General features: G+C 72.4%; 6 protein-coding genes. 1 reads left to right on the forward strand and 5 read right to left on the reverse strand.

Going from position 1 to position 12,751, the window contains the following annotated elements; translation table 11 throughout:
- Window positions 1-32: 32 nt before the first annotated feature.
- The 5 genes from ACFVWU_RS42095 to ACFVWU_RS42115 form a co-directional block, all read right to left on the reverse strand.
- The gene (locus tag ACFVWU_RS42095; protein ID WP_387631394.1) at window positions 33-878 is read right to left on the reverse strand and encodes a TetR/AcrR family transcriptional regulator; all 846 of its coding nucleotides are present in this window, start codon (window positions 876-878) and stop codon (window positions 33-35) included.
- A 112-nt stretch (window positions 879-990) separates the two neighbouring features.
- Window positions 991-1,839, reverse strand: coding sequence for an ABC transporter permease (locus ACFVWU_RS42100; RefSeq protein ID WP_387631395.1), 849 nt, complete (start codon window positions 1,837-1,839; stop codon window positions 991-993).
- Window positions 1,836-2,750: an ABC transporter ATP-binding protein gene (locus tag ACFVWU_RS42105; RefSeq protein WP_387631404.1), complete on the reverse strand. Its 915-nt coding sequence runs from the start codon at window positions 2,748-2,750 to the stop codon at window positions 1,836-1,838. The genes ACFVWU_RS42100 and ACFVWU_RS42105 overlap by 4 nt, the downstream gene beginning before the upstream one ends.
- A 161-nt stretch (window positions 2,751-2,911) precedes the next feature.
- Complete coding sequence (locus ACFVWU_RS42110; protein ID WP_387631398.1) at window positions 2,912-3,157, reverse strand: hypothetical protein; 246 nt, start codon at window positions 3,155-3,157, stop codon at window positions 2,912-2,914.
- Window positions 3,141-4,634: a class I adenylate-forming enzyme family protein gene (locus ACFVWU_RS42115; RefSeq protein ID WP_387631400.1), complete on the reverse strand. Its 1,494-nt coding sequence runs from the start codon at window positions 4,632-4,634 to the stop codon at window positions 3,141-3,143. The genes ACFVWU_RS42110 and ACFVWU_RS42115 overlap by 17 nt, the downstream gene beginning before the upstream one ends.
- A 232-nt stretch (window positions 4,635-4,866) precedes the next feature.
- Between ACFVWU_RS42115 and ACFVWU_RS42120 the strand changes: the two genes are divergently transcribed.
- The gene (locus ACFVWU_RS42120; RefSeq protein ID WP_387631402.1) at window positions 4,867-12,699 is read left to right on the forward strand and encodes an amino acid adenylation domain-containing protein; all 7,833 of its coding nucleotides are present in this window, start codon (window positions 4,867-4,869) and stop codon (window positions 12,697-12,699) included.
- Window positions 12,700-12,751: the final 52 nt, after the last annotated feature.

Consider the following 12,751-nt stretch of genomic DNA (forward strand, 5'->3'; position numbering starts at 1 on the left):
GTCGTGGACCTGCTGCCCGCCCCCTGTGGTGCCTAGGACCCCGCGGGCGAGTCCGGCTGCTGCTCCTGCTGCCGTTCCTTGCGGGCCGCCGCCTCGATCCCGTCCAGCAGGACGGCCAGGCCGGCGTCAAAGGTCTCGGTCGCTTCCTGCTCCAGGAACGGCCGCTCCTGGTCGGTCGCGTGAGGCCCGGTCTCATGGGCCCCGGCCTCACGCGCCATCCGGACGACCATCGGGAACCGCTCGGCGAAGTCGGGTACGAGTTCTTCGAACGCCGCCGACCGGGCGGTCCACCAGTCCTCGTCGGACACCCCGGTCGCGGCCGCGGCTTGCCGCGAGTCGACGACGGTCTGCGCGGCGCCCCGGACGTAGTTGATCAGCGTCCCGACGATGCTTCTCAGCGTGCCGACACCCAGCCCGGTCCGGTAGAGGACGCGCAGGAGCGATTCGAGCATCGCGTTCTCGTTCGGACCGAGGACGGGGCGCGCCTGCGAGACCTGCAGCGTCCAGGGATGGCGCAGGCAGAACGCCCAGTAGTCGTGCATCCAGGCGGCGAGCGCGGCGCGCCACCCCTCCTCCGGCCGGTGGTCGACGGGGAGTTCAGCGAGGGATCGGTCGTACATGAGGTCGATCAGTTCGTTCTTGCTCGGTACGTAGGTATACAGCGCCATGCCGGTGCGACCGACCCGCTTGCCCACCTCGCGCATCGAGACCGCGGAGACCCCGGAGGCGTCCGCGAGGGCGATCCCGGCGTCCACTATCTCGTCGACGGTCAGTCCAGGCTTGGGGCCCGGACCGGTGCGCGCAACGCCGGCGCCGGGAGTGCGCCAAAGGAGGGCCAAGGAACGACGGACATCTCCTTGGCCGGCGAAAACCACCACCACGATCCCCTTGCATCGCCTCGGAAAGAACGATCGGAACCTTACCGCACGGCCACCCGGCGACCGGGTGGCGCGGGGGCTCCCGAGGAATTCGGAGAGCCCCCGTGACCCGTCACTGCATGGCCTTTTTCCGGCGCTCGGCGACCGCCGAACCGGACTCCTTCCGGGCCATTCGGCTCAGCACCTTCGGTGCCAGGACGACACCGATCACGGCCCAGATGCCGAGCGCCAGGAAGGTTTCCGCATAGCGCCAGGAATTCCCGATCTCCACGGCTGCGAATGAGTCCGGCAGCAGTGCGGACCGCATCCCGAGTCCGAGCCAGTAGACCGGGAACACCTGGGCAATCCACTGCAGCCATACCGGCGCCTCGGACAACGGGAAGAAGATGCCCGAGATCCCGAAGAGCACCAGCAGCGGGAACATGACCACGCTGATATTGCGCGGGCTGCTGAGCACCGAGCCCAGGATCGCGCCGATCGGCATCGTCGCGAGCAGACCGAGCACGAGCACCCAGATCAGGGTGAGCCAGGCGCCGACGCTCGACAGGCTCACCTCGTCGAACAGCAGCACGCCCGGCACGATCAACAGGGCGACGGTGATCAGGCTCATCACCGACGAATGGATGATCTTGCTGATCAGATAGGCGACCATGCCGTTGGGCGCGGCCTTCGCCCGCAGCAGGGTGCCGTCCTCACGCTCCATCAGCAGGTTGAAGGCCACGGCCTGGACCCCGTTGAAGGCGAGCGTCATGCCCAGCAGGCCGACCAATGTGGCCGCGCCCATGGAGAAGCTCGTGCCGCCGATGTGGGAGCCGCGCCGGAAGACGGCGACCACCAGGAGGACGGCGGGAATGAACAGCATGCCGACGATGTCCTGCGGGCTGCCGAGCGACTGGCGGATCTCGATCCGCCCCGCCGAGACTCCGCTGCGCACGGCCGTCGTGGTCGCGACCACGCTCATGACGACACCTCCGCCACCTGCTCGGCACCGGCCCTGACCGCGTTCAGGAGCGGCGGCCCGGCACTGTCCCGGCCCGACTCGATCGAATGCACCATGGCCAGGTAGGTGTCCTCCAGGGTGGCCCGGCGGATCTCCAGCTTGTCGATGTCGTCGCCGTGGAGCTCGAAGAGGTCACGGACGTACCGGGTGGGCGTCCGGGTCGAGGTGACGAACCGTTCGCCGTCGCGCACCCACCGGACCTCGGCGGTGGTCTCGACCTGCCGCGCCAGCTCCTCAGGCGTGCCGTCGGCCACGATCCGTCCCTTGGCCAGCATCACGATGCGGTCGGCCAGTTTCTCGGCTTCGTCGAGGTCGTGGGTGGTGAGCAGGATCGTGGTGTCGTCGATGCCTGCGAGCCGCCGGACGAGTTCGTGGAACTCCTGCCGCGCCTCCGGGTCGAAGCCCACGGTCGGCTCGTCGAGGAACAGCACCTCGGGCCGGCCGACGATGCCGATCGCCACGTCGAGCCGGCGCCGCTGACCGCCGGACAGCTGCCCGACCCGCTTGTTCGCGTGCTCGGTGAGGCCGACCGCGGCAAGCAGCTCGTCGACGTCCCGCGGGCGGGCGAACCGCGCCGTCGAGTACGGGGCGTAGAGCGAGCCGCAGTACTGCAGGAACGCCCGCACCGGCCACTTCGCGTGGTCACGCCAGGACTGGAGCACCACGCCGAGGCGCGCCCGCCACGCCTCGTCGCCGTGCGCCGGGTCGACGCCGAGGACGCGCGCCTCGCCGTCGGAGCGAGTCCGGAAGCCCTCCAGGATCTCGATCGTCGTCGTCTTCCCCGCGCCGTTCGGGCCCAGGAGTGCGACGACCTCACCCCTGGCGGCCTCGAAGCTCACTCCGTGCAGGACGGTCGTGGAGCCGTACGCCATCCGCAGGTCGACGACCTCGATGGCGGGCCCGCCCGCCCGGGCCGACTGGTCCGCATTCAACCCCGGTCCCCTTTCGCCATTTCATTACAGCGTAAAACGTTACCACGCCGCCCCGGGTCGCGCGGACCGGTCGGGACGGCGTGGCAGGGGCGCGGGGTGGCTCAGCCCGCGAGGTGGTCGGGGTAGTGGTCGAGCAGATACGCGTGGATCTCGTTGATCGAGCTCAGCAGTTGGAGCTCGTCGAACCGCGGCTCCAGGCGGAGCCCGTGGCGGTCCTCCAGTGAGGCCTGCAGCGCCACCAGGGTGAAGGAGTCCATGACGAACTCGCCGTCGTCGCCGGTGTCGGCCGGCAGCGCCAGGGACGCGCTCGCGGAAAGGATCTCCCTGATCTCATCCTTGCTGATCACTGGCGGACTCCTCCGAGTCTGGTCGCAGGGCGGACCGGATCGCGTTCCGGTCGCGGACGAGCTTGCCGGTCTTGTTGCGGGGCAGTTCCCGGGCGACGAGGAACCGCTTCGGGATCTTGATCGGGCTCAGCCGGTCGCGGCACCAGGCGATGAGTTCGCTCGCCGTCGGCGCCGACTCGCCCCCGACATACGCCTCGATCACCTCGTGGTGGACCACCACCGTGTCCGACACCCGAGGATGCGCCCGCAGGACGGACTCGACCTCGGTCAGATCGACCTTGAGGCCGCCGATGGTGACGAGCGAGTCCAGCCGGCCGAGGATGCTCAACTCGCCCGTCGTCTCGTCCGCCGCGAATCGGTCGTAGGTGCGCAGCCACCCGTCGACGTACCGGTCCGGCTGGTCGCCCAGCGGGTAGGGCGACCGGTCCAGCCGCACGTACAGCTCCTCGCCGACCACCTTCGCCTCGACACCGGGCACGATCGTCCCCAGCACCGGGGGGCGCGGCCCGGACAGGCCGGCCGCGAGCAGGCCGGTCTCCGTGACGCCGTACACCTGGCTCAGGCGGATCCCGTACCGGCGGTGGAACTCCTCGTAGACCTCGATCGGCAGCCGCTCGCCGCCGGTGAGGCCCAGTCGGAGCGCGGGCAGCGCGGGCACGTCCGTGGTCCGGGTCAGCAGTTCGTAGTGCGCCGGCACCCCGTAGATCGCCACCGCCCCGGTCTCCTGTGCCAGCCGCAGCACGTCACCCGGTGTCGGGGTCGGCGGCAGCACCACCGTCGCGCCGACGTGCAGCGCGTGCAGCACCCCGCTGACCAGGCCCATCGTGTGGACGATCGAGTTGAGCAGCAGGAAGGGCTCGCCGGCGCCGGGCAGTTCGCCGAGGTCGGCGTGCCGGCCCAGCTCGGCGAGCAGCGACTCGGGGGTGCGGCCGATCACCTTCGGCCGGCCGGTGGAGCCGGAGCTGAACTGGACGAGACAGTCGGCCGACGCGGCTGGCCGGCCGGACTCCGCGCGCCGGACCCGGAATTCGACCTCCTCCGCCAGCCCGGCGGCCGGTGCGGTGGCGTGGTCCGAATCGATCACGAACTGCGGCCGGAGCAGTTCGGTCGGCGGACCGTATTCCGCGGGAGTGGACCGGAAATCGACCAGGACCACCTGGGCGCCCCGGCTCCACAGGGCGACCAGGACCCGGACATAGGTGAGGCTCGGCCGCATGCGGAGCATGACGGTGCTCCCGCGTCCTATTCCGTGGTCACCCAGCGCACGGCTGAGTCCGGCGACCGCGGACCGCAGTTCCGACCGGGCTTCTCCGGTGCGCGAAATGACCCAGGGATACCGGTCCGAACCGGCCTCGAGCAATGATTCGCCCCACCAGGATGCGACTGCCATGTCCCTCCCTCGGTGCGATTCGATCGGGCATTGCATGAGGGGCTGACCGACAGACCAGCCGAAGAATTCAGAAGCTAGCACGGCCATTACCAGCACACCAGGTGGCCGAATCAGTTGTCCCGCCGGCGGGACAACTGCCGCTGCCCGCAGGCCGGTTCCCGATATTGACCGGGCGAACCGCCGTGTTAGGTTTCGGGCACGTGCCGAGATCGTCGGACCCAGTTCGGCCGCAACTACAGCATCTGTTTCTACCCTGCGAAAAATTGCCAGGTGCGACAGCGCATAAGGCCGGCGGATCTACACAACCGGAGGCTGAGGATTGTCTGGTCGTGAGCCCGATGGCGCGATTCTGCCCCTGTCGGCCGCACAGCGTGAGATCTGGTTCGCCGAGCAACGGCTGGCCTCGACGAACAGCGTGTACCGGGTCGGCGAATACGTCCGGATCGACGGTCCGCTCGACACCGCCCTGTTCGAACGGGTGGTGCGGCAGGTGGTCGACGAGGTCGACGCGCTGCACGTCCGGTTCGCCGAGGCCGCGGACGAGGCGCAGCAGTTCGTGCGACACGCGCCGGACTGGCCGCTGCCGCGCATCGACGTCGGCGATCGGCCGGACCCGCTGGCCGCGGCGCGAGCCTGGATGGAGGACGACCTCCGCGCGCCGACGGACCTCGCCCGCGGTCCGCTGTTCCGCTACGCCCTGATCGACGCCGGCGCCGGACGCCACCTCTGGTACCACAGCTACCACCACATCGTCATGGACGCGTTCGGCGCCCAGCTGATCGCCCGGCGGGTGGCGGCGGTGTACACCGCGCTCGCCGAGGGGCGGGCCCGCCCCGAACGGTCCTTCGGCACGCTGCGCGGGCTGCTCGACGGGGACGCCGCCTACCGCTCCGCCGAACAGTTCGGCCGGGACCGGGCGTACTGGACCGGCCTGTTCGCCGACCGGCCGACGACGCCCCGGCTCGTCGAGCCGTCGCGGACCGCGCCGTCGGAGTTCCTCCGGAGCACCACACGGCTCCCCCAGGCCCGGCTGGAGCGGTTGCAGGAGGCGGCCCGCCGGGCCAGGGTGCCCTGGTCCCAGCTGGCGATCGCGGCCACGGCGGCGCATGTGCACCGGATGACGGGGGCCCAGGACGTCGTGATCGGCCTGCCCGTCGCAGCGCGGACGGACGTCCTGCTGCGCCGCACCCCGGGCATGGCCTCCAACGTCCTGCCACTGCGGGTGTCGGTGCGGCCCGACCTGAGCATCGCCGAGCTGCTCGAGCGGGTCAGCGGCCGGACCCGCGAGGTGGTGGCCCATCAGCGCTACCGGGGCGAGGACCTGCACCGGGACCTCGACCTGACGGAACAGGCCGCCTCCCGGTACGCGCCGCTGATCAACGTCATGTCGTTCGACTACGACCTGAGGTTCGGTGATCACCCCGCCACCGTGCACAACCTCTCCTCCGGGCTGGTGGGCGATCTGACCATCGCCGTCTGGGACCGACGGGACGGCTCCGGGCTGCAGGTCGACTTCAACGCCCACCCGCAGGTCTGCACCCGGGACGCCCTGACGGCCCATCAGGACCGCTTTCTCGCCCTGTTGATCGCGCTCACCGAGGCCGACCCGGACTCCCCGGTCGGCCGGATCGACCTGCTGAGCAGCGCGGAACGCCGCCGGCTGGCCCCGGCGACCGGCACGGGCCCCGCACCGCGGGCCACCCTGCCGGAGCTGTTCGAAACGCAGGCGCGGGTCACCCCCGACGCCCCGGCCCTCTCGGCCGACGGCGCGGTGCTCACCTACGCCGAACTGAACACTCGGGCAAACCGGCTCGCGCACCTGCTGACCGCGCACGGGGCCGGCCCGGAACGGGCCGTGGCCCTGGCCCTGCCCCGGTCGGCCGGGCTGATCGTCGCGCTCCTCGCCGTCGCCAAGACCGGCGCGGCCTACGTCCCCCTGGACCCGGCCTATCCCGCATCCCGGCTGGCGTTCATGCTCGACGACGCAGCCCCAGTCCTGGTCCTGACCGATCGGGACACGGCACCGTCCGTCCCGGCCGGCGCCCCGACACTCGTCCTGGACGAGCCCGCCACGACGGCCCTGCTCGACGCGGCTCCGACCACCGACCCGACCGACGCCGACCGCACCCACCCGCTATCGCCCGACCACCCCTCGTACGTCATCTACACATCGGGCTCCACCGGCCGGCCGAAGGGCGTGCTCGTCACCCACCAGAACGTGGTCCGCCTGTTCGATGCCACGCGCGAGCGCTTCGGCTTCGACGAACGGGACGTGTGGACGCTCTTCCACTCCACCGCGTTCGACTTTTCCACCTGGGAGATCTGGGGCGCCCTGCTGCACGGTGGCCGGCTGGTCGTCGTCCCGTACGAGGTCAGCCGCACGCCGTCCGCGTTCCTGCGCCTGCTCGCCGACGAGGGCGTGACTGTGCTCAACCAGACGCCCTCCGCCTTCTACCAGCTGATCCAGGCGGACGGCGACGATCCCGCGCTCGGCGACCGGCTCGCCCTGCGCACCGTCGTCTTCGGCGGCGAGGCGCTGCGCCTCGACCGGCTGCGCTCCTGGTACCGGCGCCACCCGGACACCGCGCCGGAGCTGGTGAACATGTACGGGATCACCGAGACCACCGTGCACGTCACCCAGGTCGCCCTGGACCGCGGCCGGGTGGCGGACGGGGCCGCCAGCGTCATCGGCACCGCCCTGTCCGACCTGCGGACGTACGTCCTGGACGCGAGCCTGCAGCCCGTCCCGGACGGCGTGTCCGGCCAGCTCCACGTGGCCGGGCCGGGGCTGACCCGCGGCTACCTGCGGCGGCCCGGGCTGACCTCGCAGCGCTTCGTCGCCGACCCGTACGGCCCGCCCGGCTCACGGATGTACCGCACCGGGGACGTGGCTCGTCGCAACGGCGACGGCCTGCTGGAGTTCCTCGGCCGCTCCGACGACCAGGTGAAGGTGCGCGGCTTCCGCATCGAACTCGGCGAGATCGAGGCCGCCCTGGCGGAGCACGACGACGTCGCCCAGGTCGCGGTGGTCGCCCGCCGCGACCGGCCCGACGACGACCGGCTGGTCGCCTACGTGGTCCCGGCCGCCGGCGCCGCGTACCCGCCACCCGCTCTGCGCACGTTCGTCCGCGACCGGCTGCCCGAGTACATGACTCCGGCCGCGGTGGTGGTGCTCGACCGGCTCCCGCTCACTGCGAACGGCAAGCTCGACCGGGCCGCATTGCCCGCCCCGGACCACGCGCGGGCGGACGGGCCCAGGGCTGCGGCCCGGACGGCGCGCGAGCAGACGGTCTGCGACCTGTTCGCCGAGATCCTGCGCGTCCCCGAGGTCGGGGTCGACGACAACTTCTTCGACCTCGGCGGCCACTCGCTGCTGGCGACCCGGCTGACGGCGCGTCTGCGGGCCGTGTTCGGCATCGAGCTGGGGCTGCGCGCGCTGTTCGAGTCGGCGACCCCGGCCGAGATCGCCCGGCGTGTGGACGGCGCGGCGTCGGCCCGCCTCCCGCTGACCCGGTACGCCCGCCCGACCCCGCTGCCGCTCTCCTTCGCGCAGCGCCGGCTCTGGTTCCTGCACCAGCTCGACGGGCCGGGCAGCACCAGCTACAACACCCCGTTCGTGCTGCGGCTGTCAGGCCCGGTGGACCGGGCGGCGCTGCGCGCTGCGCTGGGGAACGTGGTGGCCCGGCACGAGAGCCTGCGCACCGTCGTCCGTGAACAGGACGGCGTGCTCTGCCAGGTCGTGCTGCCCACCGTGGAGACGCCGTTCACCGAGGGCGACAGCCAGGCCGAGGACCTGGCGCTCCGGGTGGCCGAGGCCGCGCGGCGCCGGTTCGACCTCGCCGCGGAGCCGCCCGTCCGGGCCGAGCTGATAACGCTCGGCCCCAGCGAGCACGTGCTGCTGATCGTCCTTCACCACATCGCCGCGGACGGCTGGTCCATCGGCCCGCTCTCCCGCGACCTGGCCGCCGCGTACGGGGCCCGCAGCCGGGGCGAGCCGCCCGTCCTGGCCGAGCTGCCGGTGCAGTACGCCGACTACACGTTGTGGCAGCGGGAGCTGCTGGGCGACCCGCAGGACGCCGACAGTCTGTTCGCCGCCCAGGTGGCCTACTGGACGGAGCAGCTCACCGGGCTGCCGGACTGCCTCGACCTGCCCACCGACCGCCCCCGGCCCGCCGTCGCCTCCCACATCGGCGACTACCTCACCGCCCAGTTGGACGCGCGTCTGCACCGGCGGCTGCTGGAGACCGCCCGGGCAGCCAACGGCAGTCTGTTCATGGTGCTGATGGCCGGACTGGCGGCGCTGCTGTCGCGTCTCGGCTCCGGCGAGGACATCCCGATCGGCAGTCCGGTCGCCGGCCGCACCGACCAGGCCCTCGACGACCTCGTCGGACTCTTCGTCAACACCCAGGTGATCCGCACCGACACCTCCGGCAACCCGCCGTTCGCCGAGCTGGTCGCCCGGGTGCGGGAGACCGCCCTGGCGGCCCAGGCCCACCAGGACGTGCCGTTCGAGCACCTCGTCGACGTGCTCAACCCCTCCCGCTCGCTGGCCCGCCACCCGCTGTTCCAGGTCATGCTGGCGCTGCAGAACGCCGGTGACCTCTCCTTCGAACTGCCCGGTCTCCAGGTGCGCTCGGAGTTCGGCCGCACCGGGACGGCGAAGTTCGACCTGTTCCTCAGCCTGACTGAGGAGTACGACGCCGAGGGCCGGCCCGCCGGCATCCGCGGCCTCGTCGAGTACGCGAGCGACCTGTTCGACCCGGCGTCGGTCCGGACGCTCTGGGAGCGCTGGGCCCGGCTGCTGGAGGCGGCGGTCGCCACGCCCCAGGCGTCGATCCGGACGATCGGCCTGCTGAGCTCCGCCGAGCGGGACCGGATGCTCGCCGACGGCACCGGCCCCGACCACCCGGTCCCGGACCACGGCCTGCCGGCGCTGTTCGAGGCCCAGGTGGCCGCCGATCCGGACGCCGTCGCGCTGACCGCCGACGGCCGCACGCTGTCCCGTGCCGAGCTGAACACCCGGGCCAACCGGCTCGCCCACGCACTCCGGGCGCGCGGCGTGCGGCCGGGCGGCACCGTCGCCCTGTACCTGGAGCGGTCGATGGACGCGGTGGTGGCGATCCTCGCCGTCCTGAAGGCCGGTGGCACGTACGTGCCGCTGGACGCCCGGTACCCGGCGGCGCGCCTGGAACTCATCCTGCGCGACACCCGGCCCGCGCTGCTGCTCGGCACCACGGGCGCACCGCCGCTGGGCGACATCCCCCGGCTGGAGCTCGACGATCCCGCGACGGTGGCCGCACTGGCGGCCGGGCCGGCGACCGACCTCCGGCTACCGGCCTCGGCGGCCGACGCTGCTTACATCATGTACACCTCCGGCTCGACGGGACGGCCGAAGGGCATCACCGTCACCCACGCCAACGTGGTCGCGCTCGCGGCGGATCCCTGCTGGTCGGACCCGGCGCACGACCGGGTGCTGCTGCACTCGCCGCTGGCGTTCGACGCGTCCACCTACGAGCTGTGGGTGCCGCTGCTCGGCGGCCGCCAGATCGTGGTGGCGCCGACCGGCGAGCTGGACGTCCCCGGCCTCACCGGGCTGATCACCGGGTCGGGGATCACCGGTCTCTGGCTGACCGCCGCGCTGTTCGACGTGATGGCCGAGCACGACCCCGGCTGCTTCGCGAAGGTCCGGCAGGTGTGGGCCGGCGGCGAGGCGCTGTCGCCGGTCGCGGTCGGCCGGGTGCTGGCCCGCTGCCCGGACACCGTGGTGGTGAACGGCTACGGCCCGACCGAGACCACCACGTTCGCCACCTGCCACCCGGTGCGCACGCCGCGCCCCGGCGCCGCCGTCCCCATCGGCCGCCCACTGGCCAACACCCGGACGTACGTCCTGGACGACGCGCTGCACCCGGTGCCCCCGGGCGTGACCGGCGAGTTGTACATCGCCGGCTCCGGACTGGCCCGCGGCTACCTCGGCCGCCCCGCGCTCACCGCGGAGCGCTTCGTCGCCGACCCGTTCGGCCCGGCCGGGGACCGCATGTACCGCACCGGCGACCTCGTCCGCTGGAACGCCGAGGGCGTGCTCGAGTTCGTGGGGCGCTCGGACGACCAGGTCAAGATCCGCGGCTTCCGGATCGAGCCCGGCGAGATCGAGGCGGTGCTCGCCGAGCACCCCGAGGTCGTGCGCTCTGCCGTCCTGGCGCGCCCGGACCACCACGGCGGCCTGCGGCTGGTCGCCTACGTGGTGACCAGGACGGGCGCCGACGCGCTGCGGGCGCACGCCGCCGAACGCCTGCCCAGCTATCTGGTGCCCTCAGTATTCGTGCCGCTGCCGGAACTCCCGCTGACCCCCAACGGCAAGCTCGACCGCGCCGCCCTGCCCGAACCGGAGCAGCCGGCCGCCGACCGCCGCGAGCCCCGCACTGCGCGGGAGAAGCTGCTGTGCGAGCTGTTCGCCCAGGTGCTCGGCCTGGACGCGGTCGGACCGGACGACGACTTCTTCGCCCTCGGCGGCGACAGCATCCTGTCGATCCGGCTGGTCTCCCAGGCCCGCGCGGCGGGCCTGAGCACCGGCGTCCGGGACATCTTCGAGCACCGCACGGTCGCCCACCTCGCCGAGACCGTCGGCGACCTGACGGAGTCGTCCGCCCCCGGGGCCACCGAGCCCACCGAGGGGGTGGCCCCGCCGTCGCCGATCATCTGCTGGCTCCAGGAGCGCGGGTCGCGGATCGACCGCTTCTCCCAGTCCATGCTGCTGCGAACAACTCACCGGCCGGACCGGGAGCGGCTGGTGGCCGCCGTCGGCACACTGATCGACCACCACCACGCTCTGCGCGCCCGGCTGCTCACGGACGCCGGGACCGGACGCTGGTCGCTGGAGGTCCGCCCCCCGGGGGCGGTCGATCCGGCGGAGCTCGTCCACGTGGTCGACGTGACGGGCCTGACGCCCGGGCAGCTGCGGAGCACGGTCACCCGGGAGGCCGAGGCGGCAACGGCCCGGCTCGCCGCGGAGGCGGGGGTGCTGGCCCAGCTGGTCTGGTTCGACGCGGGGCCCGGTCGCGCGGGCCGGCTGCTCGTCCTGGTTCACCACCTCGCGGTCGACGGCGTGTCCTGGCGGATCCTGGTGCCGGACCTGCTGACGACGCTCGCCGGACGCCCCCTGTTCCCCGTTGGCACCTCCGTCCTCGGCCAGTACCGCCGGCTCCGCACCCGGGCCCGGCAGCCGGAGGTGACCAGCGAACTCGCCACCTGGACACGGATGCTCCGGGCACCGGACCCGCTGCTCACCGACCGGGCCCTGGCACCTGACCTGGACGTGGCCGCCACCGCCGGACAGCTGACCACGACCCTGCCGTCCGAGGTCACCGAGTCCCTGCTGACGAGCGTGCCGACCGCTTTCCACGCCGGGGTGCAGGATGTCCTTCTCACCGCCCTGGCGCTGGCCGTCGGGCACTGGCGCGGCGAGCGCGGACTCGGCGAGTCCACCGCCCTCCTCGTGGACGTGGAGGGGCACGGCCGCGACGAGGACGACACCGGCGCCGACCTGTCCCGCACCGTGGGCTGGTTCACCACCCTGTACCCGACCCGCCTCGACCCGGGCGTCCACGCCTGGGAGGACGTCGTCGCCGGTGCGCCGGCCACCGAGTCGGCGATCAAGCGGGTCAAGGAGCAGCTGCGCGCCGTCCCCGCGCACGGCGCCGGCTTCGGCCTGCTGCGCTACCTGAACGCCGGGACCTCCGCGGAACTGTCCGGGCTCGCCGTCCCGCAGATCGGCTTCAACTACCTGGGCCGGTTCCCGGCGCCCGGGACCCCGGTCGACCCGGAGCACCCGGAATGGCAGGTGGCCGACGAGCTCGACCTCGTCGCCGGCGTGGACGCCGAACTGGCGCTCGCCCACGGCCTGGAGGTGAACGCGGCGGTCCGGGACGACCACGACGGGCCCCGGCTGACGGCCACCTGGAGCTGGGCCACCGGACTGTGGGCGGAGTCCGACGTGCGCGCCGTCGCGAACCACTGGTTCCAGGCGCTGCGCGGGCTGGTGCGCAACGGGTCCCGGCAGGGCGGGGGCGGCTACACACCGTCCGACTTCCCGCTGGTCGGACTTGGTCAACTCGACGTTGAACAGCTTGAGGACATGTGGAGGACGCAGAAGTGAGTGGTGGGAATCTGGTGGATGTCCTTCCGTTGTCGCCGATGCAGGAGGGGAT

The organism is Kitasatospora sp. NPDC058190 (genome assembly GCF_042883685.1).
Lineage (GTDB): Bacteria > Actinomycetota > Actinomycetes > Streptomycetales > Streptomycetaceae > Kitasatospora.